This window comes from Trichococcus sp. TS_SC_9 (assembly GCF_056156325.1).
On sequence record NZ_CM149591.1, the window covers coordinates 1,647,176 to 1,669,022 of the forward strand.

At 42.9% G+C, this 21,847-nt stretch carries 30 protein-coding genes and 1 pseudogene; all 31 read left to right on the forward strand.

Features of this window, described 5'->3' with window-relative positions; genetic code table 11:
• Positions 1 to 22: 22 nt before the first annotated feature.
• Positions 23 to 949: a cysteine synthase A gene (gene cysK / locus AC0J5I_RS07940; RefSeq protein ID WP_107994917.1), complete on the forward strand. Its 927-nt coding sequence runs from the start codon at positions 23 to 25 to the stop codon at positions 947 to 949.
• Positions 950 to 1,137: 188 nt separating this feature from the next.
• The gene (gene dusB, locus AC0J5I_RS07945; RefSeq protein ID WP_107994918.1) at positions 1,138 to 2,166 is read left to right on the forward strand and encodes a tRNA dihydrouridine synthase DusB; all 1,029 of its coding nucleotides are present in this window, start codon (positions 1,138 to 1,140) and stop codon (positions 2,164 to 2,166) included.
• Positions 2,167 to 2,273: 107 nt separating this feature from the next.
• The gene (lysS, locus tag AC0J5I_RS07950) at positions 2,274 to 3,752 is read left to right on the forward strand and encodes a lysine--tRNA ligase (protein WP_107995077.1); all 1,479 of its coding nucleotides are present in this window, start codon (positions 2,274 to 2,276) and stop codon (positions 3,750 to 3,752) included.
• 345 nt (positions 3,753 to 4,097) lie between these two features.
• Positions 4,098 to 4,514 carry a 30S ribosomal protein S12 gene (gene rpsL, locus AC0J5I_RS07955; RefSeq protein WP_107994919.1) on the forward strand — a complete coding sequence of 139 codons (417 nt, stop codon included), beginning with the start codon at positions 4,098 to 4,100 and terminating at the stop codon, positions 4,512 to 4,514.
• A 46-nt stretch (positions 4,515 to 4,560) separates the two neighbouring features.
• Positions 4,561 to 5,031 (forward strand): 30S ribosomal protein S7, encoded by a 471-nt coding sequence (gene rpsG, locus AC0J5I_RS07960; protein WP_086626904.1) that lies wholly within the window; start codon positions 4,561 to 4,563, stop codon positions 5,029 to 5,031.
• Positions 5,032 to 5,148: 117 nt separating this feature from the next.
• Complete coding sequence (gene fusA / locus AC0J5I_RS07965; RefSeq protein ID WP_086987667.1) at positions 5,149 to 7,239, forward strand: elongation factor G; 2,091 nt, start codon at positions 5,149 to 5,151, stop codon at positions 7,237 to 7,239.
• Positions 7,240 to 7,359: 120 nt separating this feature from the next.
• Positions 7,360 to 8,547, forward strand: a complete 1,188-nt coding sequence (gene tuf / locus AC0J5I_RS07970; protein WP_086987318.1) for an elongation factor Tu — start codon at positions 7,360 to 7,362, stop codon at positions 8,545 to 8,547.
• A gap of 570 nt (positions 8,548 to 9,117) precedes the next feature.
• A pseudogene (locus AC0J5I_RS07975) lies at positions 9,118 to 10,320 on the forward strand (ammonium transporter); the annotation flags it as partial.
• A 168-nt stretch (positions 10,321 to 10,488) separates the two neighbouring features.
• The gene (locus AC0J5I_RS07980; RefSeq protein WP_268811284.1) at positions 10,489 to 10,902 is read left to right on the forward strand and encodes a P-II family nitrogen regulator; all 414 of its coding nucleotides are present in this window, start codon (positions 10,489 to 10,491) and stop codon (positions 10,900 to 10,902) included.
• Positions 10,903 to 11,306: 404 nt separating this feature from the next.
• Complete coding sequence (gene rpsJ / locus AC0J5I_RS07985; protein WP_068558995.1) at positions 11,307 to 11,615, forward strand: 30S ribosomal protein S10; 309 nt, start codon at positions 11,307 to 11,309, stop codon at positions 11,613 to 11,615.
• 38 nt (positions 11,616 to 11,653) lie between these two features.
• Positions 11,654 to 12,292: a 50S ribosomal protein L3 gene (gene rplC / locus AC0J5I_RS07990; protein WP_475299368.1), complete on the forward strand. Its 639-nt coding sequence runs from the start codon at positions 11,654 to 11,656 to the stop codon at positions 12,290 to 12,292.
• 26 nt (positions 12,293 to 12,318) lie between these two features.
• Entirely contained in the window at positions 12,319 to 12,942 is a 624-nt protein-coding gene (gene rplD, locus AC0J5I_RS07995) for a 50S ribosomal protein L4 (RefSeq protein WP_068558991.1), read from the forward strand.
• Positions 12,942 to 13,226 carry a 50S ribosomal protein L23 gene (gene rplW / locus AC0J5I_RS08000; protein ID WP_068558989.1) on the forward strand — a complete coding sequence of 95 codons (285 nt, stop codon included), beginning with the start codon at positions 12,942 to 12,944 and terminating at the stop codon, positions 13,224 to 13,226. The genes rplD and rplW overlap by 1 nt, the downstream gene beginning before the upstream one ends.
• A gap of 34 nt (positions 13,227 to 13,260) precedes the next feature.
• The gene (gene rplB / locus AC0J5I_RS08005) at positions 13,261 to 14,091 is read left to right on the forward strand and encodes a 50S ribosomal protein L2 (RefSeq protein ID WP_106448940.1); all 831 of its coding nucleotides are present in this window, start codon (positions 13,261 to 13,263) and stop codon (positions 14,089 to 14,091) included.
• Between the two features lie 53 nt (positions 14,092 to 14,144).
• Positions 14,145 to 14,426: a 30S ribosomal protein S19 gene (gene rpsS / locus AC0J5I_RS08010; RefSeq protein ID WP_068558985.1), complete on the forward strand. Its 282-nt coding sequence runs from the start codon at positions 14,145 to 14,147 to the stop codon at positions 14,424 to 14,426.
• 20 nt (positions 14,427 to 14,446) lie between these two features.
• Positions 14,447 to 14,803 (forward strand): 50S ribosomal protein L22, encoded by a 357-nt coding sequence (gene rplV, locus AC0J5I_RS08015; RefSeq protein ID WP_107994920.1) that lies wholly within the window; start codon positions 14,447 to 14,449, stop codon positions 14,801 to 14,803.
• 3 nt (positions 14,804 to 14,806) lie between these two features.
• The gene (gene rpsC / locus AC0J5I_RS08020) at positions 14,807 to 15,463 is read left to right on the forward strand and encodes a 30S ribosomal protein S3 (protein WP_086987320.1); all 657 of its coding nucleotides are present in this window, start codon (positions 14,807 to 14,809) and stop codon (positions 15,461 to 15,463) included.
• Between the two features lie 3 nt (positions 15,464 to 15,466).
• Positions 15,467 to 15,901: a 50S ribosomal protein L16 gene (gene rplP / locus AC0J5I_RS08025; RefSeq protein ID WP_068558979.1), complete on the forward strand. Its 435-nt coding sequence runs from the start codon at positions 15,467 to 15,469 to the stop codon at positions 15,899 to 15,901.
• Entirely contained in the window at positions 15,891 to 16,085 is a 195-nt protein-coding gene (gene rpmC, locus AC0J5I_RS08030; protein ID WP_068558977.1) for a 50S ribosomal protein L29, read from the forward strand. Before rplP ends, rpmC begins: the two co-directional genes overlap by 11 nt.
• Positions 16,086 to 16,112: 27 nt before the next feature.
• Positions 16,113 to 16,379 carry a 30S ribosomal protein S17 gene (gene rpsQ, locus AC0J5I_RS08035; protein ID WP_086987321.1) on the forward strand — a complete coding sequence of 89 codons (267 nt, stop codon included), beginning with the start codon at positions 16,113 to 16,115 and terminating at the stop codon, positions 16,377 to 16,379.
• A 42-nt stretch (positions 16,380 to 16,421) separates the two neighbouring features.
• On the forward strand, positions 16,422 to 16,790 hold the full coding sequence (gene rplN / locus AC0J5I_RS08040; RefSeq protein WP_068558973.1) for a 50S ribosomal protein L14: 369 nt from the start codon (positions 16,422 to 16,424) through the stop codon (positions 16,788 to 16,790).
• A gap of 34 nt (positions 16,791 to 16,824) precedes the next feature.
• The gene (rplX, locus tag AC0J5I_RS08045; protein ID WP_068558971.1) at positions 16,825 to 17,133 is read left to right on the forward strand and encodes a 50S ribosomal protein L24; all 309 of its coding nucleotides are present in this window, start codon (positions 16,825 to 16,827) and stop codon (positions 17,131 to 17,133) included.
• A gap of 26 nt (positions 17,134 to 17,159) precedes the next feature.
• Entirely contained in the window at positions 17,160 to 17,699 is a 540-nt protein-coding gene (rplE, locus tag AC0J5I_RS08050) for a 50S ribosomal protein L5 (protein ID WP_107994921.1), read from the forward strand.
• A gap of 20 nt (positions 17,700 to 17,719) precedes the next feature.
• A complete protein-coding gene (locus AC0J5I_RS08055; RefSeq protein ID WP_072763659.1) occupies positions 17,720 to 17,905 on the forward strand; it encodes a type Z 30S ribosomal protein S14 in 186 nt (61 codons plus the stop codon).
• 34 nt (positions 17,906 to 17,939) lie between these two features.
• Positions 17,940 to 18,338, forward strand: a complete 399-nt coding sequence (gene rpsH, locus AC0J5I_RS08060) for a 30S ribosomal protein S8 (protein ID WP_086626913.1) — start codon at positions 17,940 to 17,942, stop codon at positions 18,336 to 18,338.
• A 40-nt stretch (positions 18,339 to 18,378) separates the two neighbouring features.
• Positions 18,379 to 18,915, forward strand: coding sequence for a 50S ribosomal protein L6 (rplF, locus tag AC0J5I_RS08065; protein ID WP_086987323.1), 537 nt, complete (start codon positions 18,379 to 18,381; stop codon positions 18,913 to 18,915).
• 64 nt (positions 18,916 to 18,979) lie between these two features.
• Complete coding sequence (gene rplR / locus AC0J5I_RS08070; RefSeq protein ID WP_107994922.1) at positions 18,980 to 19,336, forward strand: 50S ribosomal protein L18; 357 nt, start codon at positions 18,980 to 18,982, stop codon at positions 19,334 to 19,336.
• A 20-nt stretch (positions 19,337 to 19,356) separates the two neighbouring features.
• A complete protein-coding gene (rpsE, locus tag AC0J5I_RS08075) occupies positions 19,357 to 19,857 on the forward strand; it encodes a 30S ribosomal protein S5 (RefSeq protein WP_086987325.1) in 501 nt (166 codons plus the stop codon).
• A gap of 13 nt (positions 19,858 to 19,870) precedes the next feature.
• On the forward strand, positions 19,871 to 20,053 hold the full coding sequence (gene rpmD, locus AC0J5I_RS08080) for a 50S ribosomal protein L30 (RefSeq protein ID WP_086987326.1): 183 nt from the start codon (positions 19,871 to 19,873) through the stop codon (positions 20,051 to 20,053).
• A 33-nt stretch (positions 20,054 to 20,086) separates the two neighbouring features.
• Positions 20,087 to 20,527 carry a 50S ribosomal protein L15 gene (gene rplO / locus AC0J5I_RS08085; protein WP_086626918.1) on the forward strand — a complete coding sequence of 147 codons (441 nt, stop codon included), beginning with the start codon at positions 20,087 to 20,089 and terminating at the stop codon, positions 20,525 to 20,527.
• Entirely contained in the window at positions 20,527 to 21,819 is a 1,293-nt protein-coding gene (gene secY, locus AC0J5I_RS08090) for a preprotein translocase subunit SecY (RefSeq protein ID WP_107994923.1), read from the forward strand. The genes rplO and secY overlap by 1 nt, the downstream gene beginning before the upstream one ends.
• Positions 21,820 to 21,847: the final 28 nt, after the last annotated feature.

Here is a 21,847-nt window from a genome sequence, read left to right on the forward strand (position 1 = left end):
TATCTGAGCTGGAGGAATCGACATGGTAAAAGTAGTCTCTTCAATTGCGAGTTTGATCGGGGAAACTCCGATAATCAAACTGAATAAAGTGGTACCCGCGGGTGTAGCTGATGTTTACGTTAAGCTGGAAGCGTTCAACGCGGGCGGAAGTGTGAAAGACCGCATCGCGCTGAATATGATCGAAGTGGCGGAGGAAGAAGGCCTACTGAAACCCGGGTACACAATCGTTGAACCGACCAGTGGGAATACAGGCGTCGGCTTAGCTATGCTGGCTGCCGCAAAAGGCTACAAATCAATTTTTGTCATGCCCGATACGATGAGCATGGAAAGACGCTTATTGTTGGCAGCTTATGGCGCTGAACTGGTTTTGACTCCGGGAGCTGAAGGCATGAACGGTTCGATTGCGAAAGCAAGGGAAATCGCAGCGCAACCGGATCATTTTATGCCGATGCAATTCGATAATCCAGCCAATCCGGCTGTGCATGAAGCCATCACCGGTCCGGAAATCATTGAAGCGTTTGAAGGCAAGACGCCGGACGCCTTTATTGCCGGAGTCGGAACGGGCGGAACCGTGACGGGAGTCGGCAAAGCTTTGCGCAAAGTCAATCCCAATGTTGAAATATATGCACTGGAGCCGACCGATTCGGCTGTATTGAGCGGAAAACCGAAAGGACCGCACAAAATCCAGGGTATCGGGGCGGGCTTTATCCCGTCAGTCTTGGACACGACACTTTACAACGGTATCGTCCAAGTCTCCAATGAACAAGCCTTCGAAATGGCTCGCCGTGTCGCACAGGAAGAAGGCATTCTGGTGGGGATTTCAGGCGGGGCTGCCATCGCCGGTGCGATCGAAGTGGCCATCCGTTTAGGCAAAGGCAAGTCCGTCTTGACTGTGGCGCCGGATAACGGAGAACGCTACCTGTCCACGCCTCTGTTCAGCGTACAATAATAAATGGATAAGAAGGACAGGCCGATTGGATGGCTTGTCCTTTTTCTTATTTGTGATGCGTCATCTGCAATCAGGCAAGATATTTTTCTTTTCTTACTGATTGTAAGATGATAGAATGGTCCAAGAGTTTTTCGAGCATCCAGAAAATGGATGAGATCACCATAAATAAATAACAAAGGAAGTAAAAAATGTATAAAATTGGCAATATTGAAATCAATAATCCGGTCGCAGTCGCACCTATGGCCGGAATCAGCAACGCTGCCTTCCGTGTCACCGTCAAAGAGATGGGTGCAGGCTTGGTCGTCTGCGAGATGATCAGCGATAAGGGCATCCAATTCCGCAATGAGAAGACTTTGCGGATGCTGCACATCGAGCCGAATGAGTATCCGTTGAGCGTGCAGATCATGGGCGGCAACAAGGATACGCTGGTTGAAGCAGCAAAATATGTGGCGGAAAACACGGAAGCAGCCATCATCGACATCAACATGGGTTGCCCCGTCAGCAAAGTCATCAAGGCGGAAGCGGGAGCCAAGTGGTTGTTGGATCCGGGCAAAGTCTATGAAATGGTATCCGCTGTCGTGGATGCCGTTGATAAGCCTGTAACCGTGAAAATGCGGACCGGTTGGGATTCCGATCATCTGTTTGCCGTGGAGAATGCCTTGGCTGCAGAACGCGCTGGTGCAGCCGCTGTTGCGATGCACGGCCGCACACGCGTACAGATGTATGAAGGCAAAGCCGACTGGAACATTTTCAAGGAAGTCAAGCAAGCTTTGACGCGCATCCCATTGTTGGGGAACGGGGATGTGAAGACGCCTGAAGATGCGAAGCGGATGATGGACGAAACAGGCGTGGATGGTGTCATGATCGGGCGGGCTGCCTTGAGCAACCCTTGGATGATAAAACAAACAGTCCACTATCTGGAAACGGGAGAGATGTTGCCGCATTCCACCCCGCGTGAGAAGTTGGAAATCGCAAAACTGCACTTGGACCGATTGACCGATCTTAAGGGCGAAACAGTTGCTGTCAAAGAGTTCCGCAGCATCGCGGGTTATTACCTGAAAGGCATTCCGCGGGCTTCAAAAACAAAAGCTGCAGTCACATCTGCATCCAGACAACAAGAAGTTGTCGACTTGTTGGATCGGTTCATTTTTGAAATAGAAGAACGCGAAGCCACAAAAGAAGCGCCTACATCCGAAAAAATCGAAATAAATAGCTAAGACGGCTTGATTTTTCACTCTTTTATTGGCAATATTAAGAAGATTATGAAACAAGTAGATTTAAGAACGGAGTGACCTCATTGAGTCAAGAAAAACATTCAGAAGAAATGAATGACCAATTACTGATTCGCCGTGAAAAAATGCAGACTTTACGCGAAGAAGGAATTGAACCCTTTCAAAATGGTTTTGTAAGAACACATTTATCCGCAACTATCCATCAAGATTTCGATGCTTTTACGAAAGAGGAAATCGAAGCAAAAGATGAGACCATCGTTTCCGTAGCTGGCAGAATCATGACAAAACGCGGCAAAGGCAAGGTTGGCTTTGCGCATTTACAGGACAGCAAAGGCCAAATCCAGATTTACGTGCGCAAAGATGCTGTCGGGGAAGAGAATTATGCGATCTTTAAACAGGCCGATCTAGGGGACATCATTGGCGTTACTGGACCGATCATGAAAACCGATGCCGGTGAAGTTACCATAAAACCGACGCAGCTTGTGCATTTGACGAAAGCGTTGCGTCCGTTGCCTGACAAATATCATGGGTTGACGAACGTTGAACAAAAATATCGTCAACGCTATCTTGACTTGATCAGCAACAAAGAGAGCTTCAATAAGTTCGTGCAACGCAGCCAGATCATCAGCGAAATCAGAACGTACCTGAACGGCCTCGGCTACCTGGAAGTAGAAACGCCGACTTTGCACAACATGGCAGGCGGGGCTACCGCAAGACCTTTCATCACGCACCACAATGCATTGGATATGGAATTGTACATGCGCATCGCCTTGGAGTTGCACCTGAAACGCCTTGTGATCGGCGGTATGGAAAAGGTTTATGAAATCGGTCGCGTATTCCGTAATGAAGGAATCGATACCACCCACAATCCAGAATTCACGATGTTGGAAATGTATACAGCTTATACCGACTTCCACGATGTGATGGAAGTGGTCGAAGGCATCTTCGAAACGGTTACAACGAAGGTCAAAGGCTCCTCAACAGTGGTCTATGACGGTACCGAAATCAATTTGGCCGGACCATACCCGCGCATCCACATGGTTGACGCAGTCAAAGCCGTTACGGATGTCGATTTCTGGGCACCGATGACGGACGCAGAAGCACAAGCTTTGGCGGAAAAACATAATGTGCCGTTCACGAAGAACATGACGGTAGGACACATCATCAATGAATTTTTCGAGGCATTTGTGGAAGACACGCTGGTTCAGCCGACATTCATCTACGGTCATCCGCTGGCGATTTCGCCATTGGCACGTAAAAATGAAGAAGATCCGCGCTTTACGGACCGTTTTGAAATCTTTATCATGGGTAAGGAATACGGTAACGCCTTTACCGAGCTAACGGATCCAATCGATCAAAGAGAACGTTTCGAAGCGCAAGCTACGGAAAAAGAGCAAGGCAATGACGAAGCGCATGGCGTTGATGAAGACTTCATCGAAGCTTTGGAATACGGTATGCCTCCGACAGGCGGATTGGGCATCGGCATCGACAGATTCGTGATGATGTTGACCGACAGTCAATCCATCAGGGACGTCCTGCTGTTCCCGACGATGAGAAATCTAGAGATTTAACTTAAATGTGAGGGGTTGCCGCGATTTCGCGGTAACCTTTTTATATATTTAGGAAATAGTGTGCTCCAGGCGCTTCCGGAATCGGATGAATGAAATGAAAAAAAATAAAAAAACTTCCAAATAAAACAAGACAAACGGTTGACGGTCAGAAATATACATGTTATGATTCATAAGGTGATTTTATACACAGATTCCTGAACAATATCTTTCAGTCGTGCTGACTGGTGTATGATTGTCACAGAAAGAATAGTAAGTCGAAATATTCGATTTATTTATTTTTTTAACTAAAAAGGAACCACCTGGATGTGTGGACCTAGTTATCCCATCGAGGAAGGAGGAAAATCAATGCCTACAATCAATCAATTAGTGCGTAAACCTCGCAAATCTGCTATTGAAAAATCAACTGCTCCTGCTTTAGGAAAAGGTTACAATAGCTTCAAGAAATCTCAAACAAATACAAACTCACCTCAAAAACGTGGTGTTTGTACTCGTGTGGGTACAATGACTCCGAAAAAACCTAACTCAGCGTTACGTAAGTACGCTCGTGTACGTTTGTCTAACTTATTAGAAGTTACAGCTTACATTCCTGGTATCGGACATAACCTACAAGAACATAGCGTGGTGCTAATCCGTGGCGGACGAGTAAAAGACTTGCCAGGGGTACGTTATCATGTCATTCGTGGCGCTCTTGATACAGCTGGTGTAACCAACCGTATGCAAAGCCGTTCTAAATACGGAGCTAAGAGACCTAAGAAAAAATAATTAAACAATAAACGAAAAAACAAAAGTTAAGGAAGGAGGAATTTGAATGCCTCGTAAAGGTCCAGTAACAAAACGTGAAGTAATGCCAGATCCGATTTACAATTCAAAATTGGTGACTCGTTTAATCAACCGTATCATGGTTGATGGAAAACGTGGTAAAGCTGCTACAATTTTATATAACGCATTTGAAATGATCAAAGAATCTACAGGAAACGACCCGTTGGAAGTTTTCGAACAAGCTATGAAAAACATCATGCCTGTTTTAGAAGTAAAAGCACGTCGTGTAGGGGGTTCTAACTACCAAGTTCCTATCGAAGTACGTCCAGATCGTCGTATGGCTTTAGGATTACGTTGGTTGGTAAGCTACTCTCGTCTACGCGGTGAAGATACTATGGAAGAGCGTCTAGCTAAAGAAATTATGGATGCTGCTAACAACTCTGGTGCTTCAGTTAAGAAACGTGAAGATACACATAAAATGGCAGAAGCTAACAAAGCTTTCGCTCATTACCGTTGGTAAAATTTTCTTGCAAGAATTTTTTCTTGCAAGAAATTTGCTTTATGGTTGTATAAGTCACCATTTTTCCAATAAAATGGACTTGCAATTACTTTTACAAGAGAGAGGTGTTTGAAGAAGATGGCACAAAGAGAATTTTCTCTACATAATACGAGAAATATCGGTATCATGGCTCATATTGACGCTGGTAAAACAACGGCAACTGAACGTATTTTGTACTATACCGGTAAAATCCATAAGATCGGTGAAACCCATGAGGGTGCTTCACAAATGGACTGGATGGAACAAGAACAAGAACGTGGTATTACCATCACTTCAGCTGCTACTACTGCACAATGGAAAGGGTATCGCGTAAACATCATCGATACTCCTGGACACGTGGACTTCACTATTGAAGTTGAACGTTCCCTACGTGTATTGGATGGCGCTGTCGCTTTACTTGATGCACAATCAGGCGTAGAACCTCAAACTGAAACAGTTTGGCGTCAAGCTACAACTTATGGTGTTCCTCGTATTATATTCGCTAACAAAATGGATAAAATGGGTGCAGATTTCCTGTACTCTTTAGACACTCTCCATGACCGTCTGAATGCTAATGCGCATCCGATTCAATTGCCGATTGGTTCTGAAGATACATTCAAAGGTATCATCGATTTAGTCGAAATGAAGGCTGAAATCTATGACAACGACGAAGGTACTGAATACCATGAAGAAGATATCCCTGCGGAATATCTTGAAGCAGCTGAAGAATGGCATACTAAATTAGTTGAAGCTGTTGCTGAAACTGATGAAGCTTTGATGGAAAAATATCTTGATGGTGAAGAAATTACGAAAGAAGAATTGAAACAAGGTATCCGTACTGCTACATGTAATGTAGAATTTTTCCCGATGCTTTGCGGTTCTGCTTTCAAAAATAAAGGCGTTCAATTGTTGCTTGATGCAGTTATTGACTACCTTCCATCACCATTGGATGTTGCTGCCATCACAGGTACTGACGTAGATACTGAAGAACAAGTTGCTGTTCCTGCAAGCGACGAAGCGCCATTTGCAGCCTTAGCATTTAAAGTTATGACTGACCCGTTTGTAGGTCGTCTTACATTCTTCCGCGTATATGCTGGTACTCTTCAAAGCGGTTCTTACGTTCAGAATGCCACTAAAGGCAAACGTGAACGTGTAGGCCGTATCCTACAGATGCATGCTAACCACCGTAACGAAATCCCAGAAGTATTTGCTGGAGATATCGCTGCTGCAGTTGGTTTGAAAGATACGACTACAGGAGACACTTTGTGTGATGAAAAGAAACAAGTAATCCTTGAATCTATGAATTTCCCGGAACCAGTTATCGAAGTTGCTATTGAACCTAAATCAAAAGCTGACCAAGATAAAATGGGTATCGCGCTGCAGAAACTTTCTGAAGAAGATCCTACTTTCCGTGCTTCCACTAACCCAGAGACTGGTCAAACGATCATTGCTGGTATGGGTGAGTTGCATTTGGACATCATCGTTGACCGTATGAGACGTGAGTTCAAAGTTGAAGCTACAGTAGGTGCTCCTCAAGTATCTTACCGTGAAACATTCCGTCAATCAGTTCAATCTGAAGGTAAATTCGTTCGTCAATCAGGTGGTAAAGGTCAATTCGGTCACGTATGGGTTGAGTTTACTCCTAATGAAGAAGGAAAAGGCTTTGAGTTCGAAAATGCTATCGTCGGTGGGGTTGTTCCTCGTGAATATATCCCTGCAGTTGAAGCAGGTTTGAGAGACGCTATGGAAAACGGTGTGTTGGCTGGTTATCCTTTAGTTGACGTTAAAGCTAAATTGTATGATGGTTCTTACCATGATGTCGATTCATCTGAAACAGCATTTAAAGTTGCTGCTTCACTTGCTTTGCGTAACGCAGCTAAAAAAGCTGACCCTGCAATCCTTGAACCAATGATGGCTGTAGAAATTACAGTTCCTGATGACTATTTGGGAGATGTAATGGGTCATGTAAGTTCTCGTCGTGGACGTATCGAAGGTACTGAAGCACGCGGTAACGCACAAATCGTTAAGAGCAGCATTCCATTATCAGAAATGTTTGGATATGCTACAACTTTACGTTCTTCTACACAAGGCCGCGGAACTTTCTCAATGACATTCGATCATTACGAAGCTGTTCCTAAATCTGTTCAAGAAGAAATCATCAAGAAGAGCGGAAAAAACAGCGAAGAGTAATCTCGCTGTTGCTTAGCTTGTATATTGCTTTTTCGAGCACAAATCGGTATACTTTATACGATAGACGATTAAAGTCTAGACAAATTATAAGCACTCAATATGAGGAGGAAATGATTTAAAATGGCAAAAGTAAAATTCGACCGTTCAAAGCCCCATGTAAACGTTGGTACAATCGGACACGTTGACCATGGTAAAACAACATTAACTGCAGCTATCACAACAGTTTTAGCTAAAAAAGGGTTCGCTGAGGCATCTAACTATGCTGCAATCGACAACGCTCCAGAAGAAAGAGAACGTGGTATCACAATCAACACTTCTCACGTTGAATACTCAACTGAAACTCGTCACTACGCTCACGTAGACTGCCCAGGCCATGCTGACTATGTTAAAAACATGATCACTGGTGCTGCACAAATGGACGGAGCTATCTTAGTAGTTTCTGCTGCTGATGGCCCAATGCCACAAACTCGCGAGCACATCTTGTTGTCTCGTCAAGTTGGTGTTCCTTACATCGTAGTATTCTTGAACAAAGTCGACATGGTTGACGATGAAGAATTATTGGAATTAGTTGAAATGGAAGTTCGTGACCTGTTAACAGACTACGATTTCCCTGGCGACGATGTTCCTGTAATCGCTGGTTCAGCTTTGAGAGCTCTTGAAGGCGACCCTGCTTACGAAGAAAAAATCTTGGAATTGATGGCTGCTGTTGACGAATATATCCCAACTCCAGTTCGTCAAACTGACAAGCCATTCATGATGCCTATCGAGGACGTATTCTCAATCACTGGACGTGGTACTGTTGCTACAGGCCGTGTTGAACGTGGACAAGTCCGCGTTGGTGACGAAGTTGAAATCGTCGGTATTGCTGAAGAAACTAAGAAAACAGTTGTTACCGGTGTTGAAATGTTCCGTAAATTATTGGATTACGCTGAAGCTGGCGATAACGTAGGAGCTTTGTTACGTGGTGTTACACGTGAGCAAATCCAACGTGGTCAAGTATTGGCTAAACCAGGTTCAATCACTCCACATACAACTTTCACTGCTGAAGTTTATGTACTTTCAAAAGAAGAAGGCGGACGTCACACTCCATTCTTCACAAACTACCGTCCACAATTCTATTTCCGTACAACTGACGTTACAGGCGTATGTAACTTACCAGAAGGCGTTGAAATGGTAATGCCTGGCGACAACGTTACTATGACTATCGAATTGATCCACCCAATCGCTATCGAAGACGGAACTAAGTTCTCTATTCGTGAAGGTGGACGTACAGTAGGCGCTGGCGTTGTAGCTTCAATCACTAAATAATTTTATTTCAAAATAAAATTCGAAAAACGGGAGCCTCGGCTTCCGTTTTTTTTTTCGGAAAATTTCAATCCAGGAAGGCGTTCTTCAATAGAGCGTCTTTTTGTGTGGGGTGAGAGCAGTGGGGGCCCGGAGAGGAAAGCCCGGAATTTTTACCATTTCAGTTCTGTCTTTGTTGGAGTTCACATTATATAGAAGAAACAGGAATTTCGACTGGGCTTGCTGGGGTGATCCATTCATTGAACGCAGCTATTTTACAGATATATTGCCCCATTTTTTATTTTTTTTATTGCGACCTCAGTTCATGTCAGGTTATATAACGCATTTTTAGTGATTGAACCGTTTTCATGACACGGTTACAGCACTTATCGAGGGCGGGATAGCCTTTTATTTCTTACTAGGGCAAGTTGCGCAGCCTTGAGCCTCCGTAACGACTTGTTCATGTCACTTTATATCACACAAGTCGTCATCATTTTGATGCTTTTATATTTTATGGGGTGTAAAGTAAGAAACATCACAAAGCAGTAATACACCAAAAAAATTATCAGCAGAAGGAGAATCTATATGGAGAACATTAATTATGCAGACACAACTTTCGTCTTCCTCGCAACGATCTTAGTCATGATGATGACGCCCGCTTTATCCCTATTCTACGGAGGGATGGTCCGGAAGAAAAATGTCCTTAGCACGACAATGCATAGTTACGCTGCCATCGCAGTCGTCTCTATCCAATGGCTATTATTCGGCTACTCTTTTGTATTCGGAGGCGACTCGAAATTTTTCGGCGATTTGTCTTTCACATTACTCAACGGTGTGGGCTTCGCGCCAATCGATTATGCACCGACCATTCCGCATCAACTATTCATGATGTTTCAGATGGCTTTCGCAATCATCACCCCAGCTTTGATTTCAGGAAGCATCGCGGAACGCATGAAGTTTCCTGCATTCCTTGCCTTCATCCTTTTATGGACGACTTTCGTCTATGATCCGATTGCCCATTGGATTTGGGGGAATGGCGGTTGGATCCGCGAACTGGGTGCACTCGACTTCGCAGGCGGGAGCGTCATCCATATCAGTTCCGGTATATCGGCTCTGGTAGCAGCCATTTATCTCGGCAAAAGGAAAAACCACGATTCCGTCAAACCGCATAATATTCCGATGACAATGATCGGTGCCGGCCTTCTGTTGTTCGGCTGGTTCGGTTTCAACGCCGGAAGCGCTCTGGCGATCAATGATATTGCGCTGGATGCCTTCATCACGACAAACACTGCCGCTGCAACTGCCGGCATAAGTTGGATGATCTGCGAATGGATCATCCACAAGAAACCGACTGCTCTTGGATTCGTCAGCGGTATCGTTGCCGGTCTGGTTTCGATCACTCCTGGTGCCGGATTTGTCAGCCCGATTTCAGCTTTAGCCATCGGTTTCATCGGCGGGATCGTCTGCTTCTATGGCGTATCCGTCCTTAAGAAGAAATTTGATTATGATGATGCGCTTGATGCATTCGGATGCCATGGCATCGGCGGTATCTGGGGCGGCATCGCAACAGGTATCTTTGCAACAAGCAGCATCAATCCTGCCATCGAAGGCGGTTTGGTTGACGGCAGTGCCTCACTTTTGATTGCAGAAATTGTCAGCATTTTGGCTGTACTTGCATACGCTGGTATCATGTCCTATCTACTGTTGAAATTGATCAGTAAATTTATGCCAGTGCGAGTCTCTGAAGAAGAAGAAGAAATTGGATTGGATTATGCTCTCCATGGCGAAACGGCATACGGCAGTCTGGCTGTAGCTTTTAGTGAAGCCAATTATTCAAATACAGCTGCATCGGTTGTACCGGGTGAATTAAGAACGGCTTTCCAAAAATTCCAGGAGCGCACTTTCGGAGGCAACGATCAGGAATTGGCCTTCGCGAATGCATCTCTGGAAGACCTAGATAAATCAGTGGTTGTTGAATACCAAGCCTCCGGAGGTACAACAGGCGGTCAAGATGCACAAACTAAAATCACTAAAATTGAAATCATCACGAACGAAAGTAAATTTGAAGGCCTGAAAAAAGCACTGAACAGCATCGGAATCACAGGCATGACCGTTTTCGATGTATTCGGCTACGGCATGCAAAAAGGGCATAGCACCTATTACCGAGGCGTAGAGACTGAAGCGGATCTGCTGCCGAAGATCCGTGTCGAAGTTGTCGTCAGCACGGTTCCTGTCCAAGAAGTCGTGGACGCTGCCAGAAAAGCTTTGTACTCAGGCAATATCGGTGACGGAAAGATATTCATCTATAATGTAGAAAATGTCATCCGTGTCAGCACGGGGGATGAAGGTAAGAAAGCTTTGGAATATCCGAACGAATAAGCAATAAGGGGTTGTCTCATACGAGATGGCCCCTTATTTAATTTTGTTGCATTTCTTGAGTCTAACTATTCGACAGTATCATTGGACTTGCTTTCTTCTTGCGGATCAGTATAATAGTGAAGGGACAAAAGGTTTCACAGTGCTCAGGCAATACAAGTCATTTGGACAATAGCAGAAACTGAATATTATTTTCAGAAAAGACTTGCTTTAACTAATGCGATTATGTATAATATATTGGTACGGCATTCATGGTTATGAATAATGTATTGGGGACCGTTCATTCGGGAACTGCAGCTAAGAGACGAGAGGTTGCGACACACCCGGTCGCTTTGTCACGGCGGGTGTGCCGGGGAATTTTCGTGGAGCTAGTCTTATGAATTACATCTGACGAAGGAGGGAACAACATGGCAAAACAAAAAATACGTATTCGTTTAAAAGCATATGAACACCGTGCTCTTGATCAATCAGCGGATAAAATCGTGGAAACAGCAAAAAGAACGGGAGCTACCGTTTCTGGTCCGATTCCATTGCCGACTGAAAGATCACTATACACAGTGATCCGTGCTACTCACAAGTACAAAGATTCTCGTGAGCAGTTCGAAATGCTTACACACAAACGTCTAATCGACATCATCAACCCAACAACAAAAACTGTTGACGCTTTGATGAAGCTTGACTTACCAAGCGGCGTAGACATCGAAATCAAATTATAATCAAACCTATCATATAAAAAACAAACGGAGGTGTTACCATGACCAAAGGAATCTTAGGCAAAAAAGTAGGAATGACTCAATTCTTTACTGCAAACGGTGAGTTAGTACCAGTTACAGTTATCGAAGCTACTCCAAACGTTGTTTTACAAGTTAAAACCAACGAAACAGACGGCTACGAAGCGGTACAACTAGGCTACCAAGAAATGCGTGAAGTATTGTCAAACAAACCTGCTAAGGGTCATGCAGCAAAAGCAAAAACTGCTCCTAAGCGCTTCATTCGTGAATTTAACAATGTTGAGCTAGGAGAATACGAAGTAGGAAAAGAAATCAAAGTTGATATCTTTGAAGCAGGCGACATTGTTGATGTCACTGGTACCACTAAAGGACATGGCTTCCAAGGCGTAATCAAACGTCACGGACAAAGCCGCGGACCAATGGCCCACGGATCTCGTTACCATCGTCGTCCGGGTTCAATGGGTGCTGCTTCATTCCCATCCCGCGTATTCAAAGGTAAAAAATTAGCAGGACGTATGGGTAACGATCGCGTTACTATCCAAAACCTTGAAATCGTTATGGTTGACGTTGAGAAAAACGTTATCCTGGTTAAAGGTAACGTACCTGGTTCTAAAAAATCATTAATCGAAATCAAAGCAGCTCGCAAAGCTGTCAACAAATAATAAAAAAGAGAGGAGGAACGAGAATAATGCCAAACGTAGCCTTATTTAAACAAGATGGAACACAAAACGGTGAAGTGACTTTGAATGAAGAAATCTTTGGGATCGAGCCTAACGAAAACGTTGTTTACGATGCAATCATCATGCAACGCGCTTCTTTGAGACAAGGAACTCACGCAGTAAAAAACCGCAGCGCTGTCAGCGGTGGTGGTCGTAAACCATGGAAACAAAAAGGAACAGGCCGTGCACGCCAAGGTTCAATCCGTTCACCACAATGGGTTGGCGGTGGAGTTGTCTTTGGACCAACACCTCGTTCTTACAGCTATAAATTAAACAAGAAAGTTCGTCGTTTAGCTATCAAATCAGTTCTTTCAACGAAAGTTGCTGAAGGAGACTTGATCGTAGTTGAAACATTGAACTTCGATGCACCAAAAACAAAAGAATTTGCAAATGTGTTGAAAAACCTTAACGTTGATACGAAAGTATTGGTTGTTGTAGAAAACGACAACGATTTTGCAGCATTATCTGCACGTAACCTTCCTGGTGTAACAGTCGTTAACGAAACAGGAATCAACGTATTGGATGTTGTTTCAAACAACAAATTAGTCTTGACACAAGCTGCTCTTTCTAAGGTAGAGGAGGCTCTTATATAATGGAAGCAACAGACGTTATCAAACGCCCAATCATCACGGAAGCTTCTATGCTTGCAATGGATGAAAAGAAATATACCTTTGAAGTGGATGTACGTGCTAACAAAACATTGGTTAAACAATCTATCGAATCATTGTTCGGTGTAGATGTTAAAAACGTAAACATCATGAATGTACGCGGCAAACTTAAACGTATGGGTAAATACAAAGGCTATACAAAAAAACGCCGTAAAGCAATCATAACTTTGACTGAAAATTCTAAAACAATCGAATTATTCGAAAATTAATTTACTTAAATAATCAAATAGGAGGGGAAAAAACGTGGCGATTAAGAAATACAAACCTACCACAAACGGCCGTCGTAATATGACTGGTTCTGATTTCGCAGAAATTACAAAAACAACACCTGAGAAATCTTTGGTCGAACCAATCAAAAGAAAAGCCGGTCGCAACAACCAAGGTAAAATTACCGTTCGTCATCAAGCTGGTGGACACAAACGTGCTTACCGTGTGATCGACTTCAAACGTAATAAAGATGGAGTCATTGGTATCGTCAAAGCTGTCGAGTACGATCCAAACCGCACTGCAAACATCGCGTTGATCCAATATGTTGATGGAATCAAAACTTACATTATTGCCCCTAAAGGCATCGAAGTAGGCCAACAAATCGAATCTGGAGTAGGATCTGATATCAAAATCGGAAACGCTATGCCATTGGCAAACATCCCAGTCGGTACTGTTATCCACAACATCGAAACAAAACCAGGCAAAGGCGGTCAATTGATCCGTTCAGCTGGTACAAGTGCTCAAGTACTTGGACAAGAAGGTAAATATACACTAGTTCGTTTGAACTCAAGCGAAGTACGTTTAATCCTTTCAACTTGCCGTGCAACAATCGGTTCAGTAGGTAACGAACAACACGAATTGATCAACATCGGTAAAGCTGGACGTAACCGTTGGTTGGGTAAACGCCCTACTGTCCGCGGATCTGTAATGAACCCGAACGATCACCCACACGGTGGTGGTGAAGGTAAATCTCCAATCGGACGCAAAGCGCCAGTTACTCCTTGGGGTAAACCTGCTCTTGGTTACAAAACTCGTAGCAAGAAAGCTAAATCTAGCAAGCTAATCGTTCGTGGACGTAAAAAATAATTATCACAACAATAAGTAACTGAAGCAACACATAATCGAAAGGAGGCTTCACCATGGGTCGTAGTTTGAAAAAAGGACCTTTTGTCGATGAACATTTAATTAAGAAAGTTGAAGCTGCTCTAGCTAGCGAAAAGAAACAAGTAATTAAAACTTGGTCTCGCCGCTCAACAATTTTCCCACAATTCATCGGACAAACGATTGCAGTTTATGATGGAAGAAAACACGTTCCAGTTTACATTCAAGAAGACATGGTAGGACACAAATTAGGAGAATTCGCTCCAACAAGAACATACCGTGGCCATGCCGCAGACGACAAGAAAACAGGTCGCCGTTAATTACGAGGGGAGGAAATAACATGCCAGAACAAATCACAGCTGCAAAAGCATCTGCACAAACTGTTCGCATTGCCGCTCGTAAGGTTCGTTTAGTAGTGGATCTTATCAGAGGCAAGAGCATCGGAGACGCAATCTCCATTCTGAAATTCACACCACGTGGCGCTTCGCCCGTTGTAGAAAAAGTGTTGATGTCAGCAATTGCTAATGCAGAACATAATTATGACTTAGATATCGAAAGCTTGGTAGTAAGCGAGGCTTATGTTAACGAAGGACCAACGATGAAACGTTTCCGTCCACGTGCAAAAGGATCAGCTTCACCAATCATGAAACGTACTAGCCACATCACAATCGTGGTATCAGAAAAGAAGGAGGGATAATCTGTGGGTCAAAAAATTCATCCATTAGGATTACGTGTCGGCATCATTCGTGACTGGGATGCTAAATGGTACGCTGAAAAAGATTACGCAGCTTTCTTACATGAAGATTTACGTATCCGTAAATACATCGCAAAGAACTTAAGCGAAGCTTCTGTTTCTAAAATTGAAATTGAACGTGCAGCTAACCGCGTGAACGTTTCTATTCATACTGCCAAACCTGGAATGGTAATCGGTAAAGGCGGTTCTGAAGTTGAAAAAACTCGTAAAGAGTTAAATGAACTTACTGGTAAAAAAGTACACATCAACATCGTGGAAATCAAAAGACCAGACTTGGATGCTAAATTAGTTGCTGAAGGTATCGCTAAACAGTTGGAAAACCGTGTAGCTTTCCGTCGTGCGCAAAAACAAGCAATCCAACGTACAATGAGATCTGGCGCTAAAGGGATCAAAACGCAAGTTTCTGGTCGTTTGAATGGTGCAGATATCGCTCGTGCTGAAACTCATGCTGAAGGAACTGTTCCATTGCATACATTGCGTGCGGACATCGACTACGCTTGGGAAGAAGCAGACACAACTTATGGTAAATTAGGCGTTAAAGTTTGGATTTACCGTGGTGAAGTTTTACCAGCAAAAAAAACAACTGAGAAAGGAGGGAAATAACCAATGTTAGTACCTAAACGTGTAAAACACCGTCGTGAGTTCCGTGGAAAAATGCGCGGAGAAGCTAAAGGCGGAAAAGAAGTAGTTTTCGGTGAATACGGTTTGCAAGCTGTTGACTCTCATTGGATCACAAACCGTCAGATCGAAGCTGCTCGTATCGCTATGACTCGTTACATGAAACGTGGCGGGAAAGTTTGGATCAAAATATTCCCTCACAAATCATATACATCCAAAGCTATCGGAGTCCGTATGGGTTCTGGTAAAGGGGCACCTGAAGGTTGGGTATCTCCAGTTAAACGCGGCAAGATCATGTTCGAAGTAGCAGGCGTCCCTGAAGAAGTGGCACGCGAAGCTCTACGTCTTGCATCTCACAAATTGCCAGTTAAAACAAAAATTGTAAAACGTAAAGAAATTGGTGGTGAATCGAATGAAGGCTAATGAACTTAAAGAGTTATCCACTGCTGAAATGATTGAAAAAGAAAAACAATTCAAAGATGAATTATTCAATCTACGATTCCAACTTGCAACCGGACAGTTAGAAAATACTGCCCGCTTGAAAGAAGTACGCAAATCAATTGCACGTATTAAAACTGTATTGCGACAACAAGAATTGCAAAAATAGTAGATCAGCAAAGGAGGTCACAACGAAATGACTGAAGAACGTAACCAACGTAAAGTCTACCAAGGTGTTGTTGTTTCCGACAAGATGGATAAAACAATCGTTGTAGAAGTATCTACAACAAAAACACATCCAACTTACGGTAAACGCGTTAAGTACTCTAAAAAGTACAAGGCACATGATGAAAACAACCAAGCTAAAATGGGAGATGTAGTTAGAATTATGGAGACTCGTCCTCTATCTGCTACTAAAAACTTCCGCTTGCTTGAAGTTGTTGAAGAATCAGTAATCATCTAATCAGACAAATAAATATTTTATATCCGGAAGGAGGATACTGACGTGATACAAACAGAATCCCGCTTAAGAGTTGCTGATAATTCAGGAGCTAAAGAAGTGTTAACTATCAAAGTTTTAGGTGGTTCAAACCGCAAATTTGCAGGAATTGGTGATACAATCGTCTGCACAGTAAAACAAGCTACACCCGGTGGTGTTGTCAAAAAGGGTGATGTAGTTAAAGCTGTTATCGTTCGTACAAAACACGGCGCACACCGTAAAGATGGTTCTTACATCAAATTTGACGAAAATGCTTGTGTAATCATTCGTGACGACAAGAGCCCTCGTGGAACACGTATCTTTGGCCCAGTTGCACGTGAATTGCGTGACAACAACTACATGAAGATCGTTTCCCTTGCTCCAGAAGTATTGTAATCAACTGTCATAAATGAAGGAGGTGCAACAAAGCATGCACGTAAAAACTGGTGATAAAGTTAAAGTCATTACTGGAAAAGATAAAGGTAAAGAAGGAGTCATCCTTAAAACTTTCCCTAAAAAAGATCGTGTTATTGTCGAAGGCATTAATATTGTCAAGAAACATCGCAAAGCTTCTCAAACAAACCCAACAGGTGGAATTCTTGAAGAAGCAGCACCTATCCATGTTTCTAACATTATGTTAATTGATGCTAAAACTGGCGAACCTACTCGCGTAGGATCTAAAGTCGTAGATGGCAAAAAAGTCCGCGTTTCCAAAAAAACCGGCGAAATCATTGATTAATTATTAGAGGAAGGAGGATATTCTAAATGAACCGTTTAAAAGAAAGATACACAAAAGAAATCGTTCCATCATTGATGGAAAAATTTGAATACAGCTCAATCATGCAAGCACCTAAAATTGACAAAATTGTAATCAACATGGGTGTGGGTGATGCAGTTTCAAACACAAAAAACCTAGATAAAGCAGTTGAAGAACTAACTTTGATCTCTGGTCAAAAACCAGTCATCACTTTAGCTAAAAAATCAATCGCTGCATTCCGTTTACGTGAAGGTATGCCTATCGGCACTAAAGTTACTTTACGTGGCGAAAGAATGTACGACTTCTTAGATAAACTAGTAACAGTTTCATTACCACGTGTACGTGATTTCCGTGGGATCAGCAAAAAATCTTTTGATGGTCGTGGAAACTATACTTTAGGTATCAAAGAACAATTGATTTTCCCAGAAGTTGACTATGATAGAGTCGACAAAGTACGTGGTATGGATATCGTTATCGTAACTACTGCTAACACTGACGAAGAATCAAGAGAATTATTGACACAACTTGGAATGCCATTCCAAAAATAAGCTAAGGAGGCGAATAATAATTGGCTAAAAAATCCATGATTGCTAAAAACAAACGTCCCGCAAAACATTCTACTCAAGCTTACTCTCGTTGTGAACGTTGCGGACGTCCACATTCAGTTTATCGCAAATTCAAACTTTGCCGTATTTGCTTCCGTGAACTTGCCTATAAAGGACAAATTCCCGGCGTGAAAAAGGCTAGCTGGTAATTTAACCATACTCGCAAAAGGAGGTATAATGTAAATGGTCATGACAGATCCAATCGCAGATTTCTTAACTCGTATTCGTAATGCCAACATGGTACGTCACGAATCTTTAGAAGTGCCTGCATCAAAGACAAAATTAGAGATCGCTAACATTCTTAAGGCTGAAGGTTTCATCAAAAACTTTGATTACACTTCAGACGACAAACAAGGTGTTATCCGTGTATTCTTAAAATATGGTCCAAACAACGAACGCGTCATCACTGGTTTGAAACGTATTTCAAAACCAGGCTTGCGTGTATACGCTAAAACTGGCGACATCCCTAAAGTATTGAATGGTTTAGGAATCGCAATCGTGTCTACTTCTGAAGGTGTTATCACCGACAAAGAAGCAAGAGCGAAAAACATCGGCGGCGAAGTATTAGCTTACATTTGGTAATTTTAAAAAAAATAAGAGAAAATAAAGGAGGTGCAGCCCTGTGAGTCGTATTGGAAATAAAGCAATCGAAATCCCAGCTGGCGTAACCGTTACTCAACAAGGTAACACTGTTACAGTTAAAGGCCCGAAAGGCGAATTAACTAGCACATTTAATGAAATGATCGGCATCAAGATCGATGGAAACACTGTTACTTTCACTCGTCCTAACGAAGAGAAATTCACTAAATCCATTCATGGTACTACACGCGCGTTGGTAAACAACATGGTTGTAGGTGTATCTGAAGGATTTATGAAAGAATTGGACTTAGTAGGGGTTGGGTACCGTGCTCAATTGCAAGGCAAAAAACTTGTATTGAACGTCGGTTATTCTCATCCAGTTGAATTCACACCTGAAGACGGTATCGAAGTGGAAGTACCAACTAACACTAAAATCATCGTTAAAGGTTACGATAAAGCTAAAGTTGGCGCTTTGGCAGCCAACATCCGCGGCGTACGCCCACCAGAGCCTTACAAAGGTAAAGGTATCAAATACGTTAACGAAATCATCCGTCGTAAAGAAGGTAAAACAGGTAAATAATAGTCCGCTATTATTACTTGCTTCCTGAACGACCCAACAAAATAAATTTAAAGAGGTGACAATTGTGATTACTAAACCAGATAAAAACAAAGTGCGCCAAGCTAGACACGCACGCGTAAGAAGAAAAATCTCTGGTACTGCAGAGTGCCCACGCTTGAACGTTTTCCGTTCCAACAAAAACATCTACGCTCAATTAATTGATGACGTAGCGGGTGTGACGCTAGCAAGTGCCTCTACAAAAGAAACAGAAATCGCAACCGGTACTAAAACTGATGCTGCTACTGCAGTTGGAAAACTGATTGCTGAACGTTCTGTTGCTAAAGGTATCAAAAAAGTAGTCTTTGACCGTGGTGGCTATCTGTACCATGGCCGTGTACAGGCTTTAGCTGAAGCTGCTCGCGAAAATGGACTAGATTTCTAAGAAAAGGAGGATAACCACACATGGTTTATGTTGACCCAAATCATATTGAATTAGAAGACCGCGTTGTTGCGATCAATCGTGTAACAAAAGTTGTTAAAGGTGGACGTCGTCTGCGTTTTGCTGCTTTAGTTGTTGTAGGAGACAGAAACGGACATGTAGGATTCGGTACTGGTAAAGCAGCTGAGGTTCCTGAAGCTATTCGTAAAGCTATCGAATCTGCTAAAAAGAGCCTTATTGAAGTTCCAATGTCTGAATCAACAATCCCTCACAAAGTTATCGGAACTTTCTGTGGCGGTAACGTAATGTTGAAACCTGCTAAATCCGGTTCCGGAGTTTCTGCAGGCGGAGCAGTCCGTGCCGTTGTCGAATTAGCTGGTATCGCTGATATCACAAGCAAATCCCTTGGTTCTAACACACCTATCAACATGGTACGTGCTACAATCGATGGCTTGAAACAGTTGAAAAATGCTGAAGATGTTGCGAAATTACGCGGCAAAACAGTTGAAGAATTACTAGGATAAGGAGGACTACATAATGGCAGAAGTAAAGATCACTTTAAAACGCAGCTTGATTGGACGTCCTCAAAACCAAAAAGATACTTGCAAAGCTTTGGGATTGTCCAAAATCGGCAAATCTGTTGTTAAACCAGCTAACCCAGCTATCTTGGGCATGGTCAACACAGTAAGCCACTTAGTTATATCAGAAGAAGTTAAATAATAAACATCAGATTAAAGGAGGTGCCAAGTTACTATGAAACTTCATGAATTAAAACCTGCTGTAGGATCACGTAAAGAACGTAACCGTGTCGGTCGCGGATCTTCATCCGGTAATGGTAAAACATCCGGTCGTGGACATAAAGGCCAAAAAGCCCGTTCAGGCGGCGGTGTGAGACTTGGATTCGAGGGTGGACAAACTCCATTGTTCCGTCGTCTTCCAAAACGTGGATTCACGAACATCAACCGTAAGGAATATGCTGTCATCAACTTAGAAATCTTAAACCGTTTCGAAGATGGTACAGAAGTTACTCCAGCTTTATTAGTTGAAACTGGTATTGTCAAAGATGAAAAATCAGGCATCAAAGTTTTAGGCAACGGAAGCGTTGAGAAAAAACTGACAGTTAAAGCTAATAAATTCTCCGAAGCAGCACAAAAAGCTATCGAAGCTGCAGGTGGGACTGTTGAGGTGATCTAATGTTTGCTCTTCTGAAAAATGCATTTCAGGCGAAGGACATTAGAAATAGAATCTTTTTTACTCTAGGTATGTTGATTGTGTTCCGTCTCGGAACACATATTACTGTACCGGGTGTTGATGCGGGTGCCATCACAAACTTGGCATCGACAGGCTTGTTCAGTCTGTTGAACACATTCGGAGGTGGAGCGCTTAGTCAGTATTCCATTTTCGCTATGGGTGTTTCGCCATACATCACTTCTTCTATTGTCGTTCAATTGTTACAAATGGACATTGTTCCGAAATTTGTGGAATGGTCCAAACAGGGTGAAGTAGGTAGAAGAAAGTTAAATCAAGTTACAAGATATTTGACAGTCATTTTAGCATTTGTACAATCTGTCGGTGTTTCGATCGGTTTCAACCAACTCTCAAACTTGGGTTTGGTCAACGATCCGGGTATGACAACTTATATGATCATCGCGTTAGTGATGACGGCAGGTTCGATGCTTGTTGTTTTTCTCGGAGAATCGATTTCAATGCATGGTATCGGAAACGGAACGTCATTGATCATCTTCTCGGGTATCATCGCAAGAATCCCTACAGATCTTTACACTTATTACAATGATCGTTTTGTGGATGCAGGATCCGATTTAATGAACAACATATTGTTCTCGGTTGCGCTTTTGACAGCAATATTATTGGTGGTCATACTCGTTGTGTACGTTCAACAAGCTGAACGTAAAATCCCCATTCAATATTCCAAGCGTGCTTCCGGATCAAATCAATCCGCGCATTTGCCTTTAAAAATTAATTCCGCTGGAGTCATTCCAGTAATCTTTGCCAGTTCTTTCATGATGACCCCGCAAACGATCCTCGGATTTTTCGCGGCAACTCAAAGTGAAGCTAGCTGGTATCAAATTTTGTCAACCATCTTTAATTACCGTGAACCCATCGGCGCAACAATCTATACGGTACTGATCGTTGTCTTCACTTACTTCTATGCCTTCATTCAGATCAATCCTGAAAAGATGGCAGAGAACTTGCAAAAGCAAGGCGGCTATATTCCAAGTGTACGTCCGGGTAAAGGGACAGAAGATTATATTTCCGGCATGATTATGCGATTAAGTACGGTCGGCGCGCTATTTCTTGGACTGATTGCGTTATTGCCAATCATTGCCTCAGGTTTGTGGGATTTGCCGGACTCGCTCGCCCTTGGCGGCACAAGTCTTCTGATTGTAGTAGGTACTGCATTGGAAACGGCAAGACAAATTGAAGGTCGAATGGTTAAACGTAATTACCAAGGATTTATTCAATAGTAAGTTTGTGGGGGGGAAAGTGATTTCC

What these genes read in the sequence shown, in the direction of transcription:
- rplV (WP_107994920.1), top strand. Translation starts at nt 14,447, where the DNA reads ATGCCAGAACAAATCACAGCTGCAAAAGCATCTGCACAAACTGTTCGC.
- rpmD (WP_086987326.1), top strand. Translation starts at nt 19,871, where the DNA reads ATGGCAGAAGTAAAGATCACTTTAAAACGCAGCTTGATTGGACGTCCT.
- rpsJ (WP_068558995.1), top strand. Translation starts at nt 11,307, where the DNA reads ATGGCAAAACAAAAAATACGTATTCGTTTAAAAGCATATGAACACCGT.
- rpsL (WP_107994919.1), top strand. Translation starts at nt 4,098, where the DNA reads ATGCCTACAATCAATCAATTAGTGCGTAAACCTCGCAAATCTGCTATT.
- rplD (WP_068558991.1), top strand. Translation starts at nt 12,319, where the DNA reads ATGCCAAACGTAGCCTTATTTAAACAAGATGGAACACAAAACGGTGAA.
- rplX (WP_068558971.1), top strand. Translation starts at nt 16,825, where the DNA reads ATGCACGTAAAAACTGGTGATAAAGTTAAAGTCATTACTGGAAAAGAT.
- dusB (WP_107994918.1), top strand. Translation starts at nt 1,138, where the DNA reads ATGTATAAAATTGGCAATATTGAAATCAATAATCCGGTCGCAGTCGCA.
- fusA (WP_086987667.1), top strand. Translation starts at nt 5,149, where the DNA reads ATGGCACAAAGAGAATTTTCTCTACATAATACGAGAAATATCGGTATC.
- cysK (WP_107994917.1), top strand. Translation starts at nt 23, where the DNA reads ATGGTAAAAGTAGTCTCTTCAATTGCGAGTTTGATCGGGGAAACTCCG.
- rplP (WP_068558979.1), top strand. Translation starts at nt 15,467, where the DNA reads ATGTTAGTACCTAAACGTGTAAAACACCGTCGTGAGTTCCGTGGAAAA.
- rplW (WP_068558989.1), top strand. Translation starts at nt 12,942, where the DNA reads ATGGAAGCAACAGACGTTATCAAACGCCCAATCATCACGGAAGCTTCT.
- rpsE (WP_086987325.1), top strand. Translation starts at nt 19,357, where the DNA reads ATGGTTTATGTTGACCCAAATCATATTGAATTAGAAGACCGCGTTGTT.
- secY (WP_107994923.1), top strand. Translation starts at nt 20,527, where the DNA reads ATGTTTGCTCTTCTGAAAAATGCATTTCAGGCGAAGGACATTAGAAAT.
- lysS (WP_107995077.1), top strand. Translation starts at nt 2,274, where the DNA reads ATGAATGACCAATTACTGATTCGCCGTGAAAAAATGCAGACTTTACGC.
- tuf (WP_086987318.1), top strand. Translation starts at nt 7,360, where the DNA reads ATGGCAAAAGTAAAATTCGACCGTTCAAAGCCCCATGTAAACGTTGGT.
- rpmC (WP_068558977.1), top strand. Translation starts at nt 15,891, where the DNA reads ATGAAGGCTAATGAACTTAAAGAGTTATCCACTGCTGAAATGATTGAA.
- rplE (WP_107994921.1), top strand. Translation starts at nt 17,160, where the DNA reads ATGAACCGTTTAAAAGAAAGATACACAAAAGAAATCGTTCCATCATTG.
- rplO (WP_086626918.1), top strand. Translation starts at nt 20,087, where the DNA reads ATGAAACTTCATGAATTAAAACCTGCTGTAGGATCACGTAAAGAACGT.
- rpsQ (WP_086987321.1), top strand. Translation starts at nt 16,113, where the DNA reads ATGACTGAAGAACGTAACCAACGTAAAGTCTACCAAGGTGTTGTTGTT.
- rpsG (WP_086626904.1), top strand. Translation starts at nt 4,561, where the DNA reads ATGCCTCGTAAAGGTCCAGTAACAAAACGTGAAGTAATGCCAGATCCG.
- rpsH (WP_086626913.1), top strand. Translation starts at nt 17,940, where the DNA reads ATGGTCATGACAGATCCAATCGCAGATTTCTTAACTCGTATTCGTAAT.
- rplC (WP_475299368.1), top strand. Translation starts at nt 11,654, where the DNA reads ATGACCAAAGGAATCTTAGGCAAAAAAGTAGGAATGACTCAATTCTTT.
- rpsS (WP_068558985.1), top strand. Translation starts at nt 14,145, where the DNA reads ATGGGTCGTAGTTTGAAAAAAGGACCTTTTGTCGATGAACATTTAATT.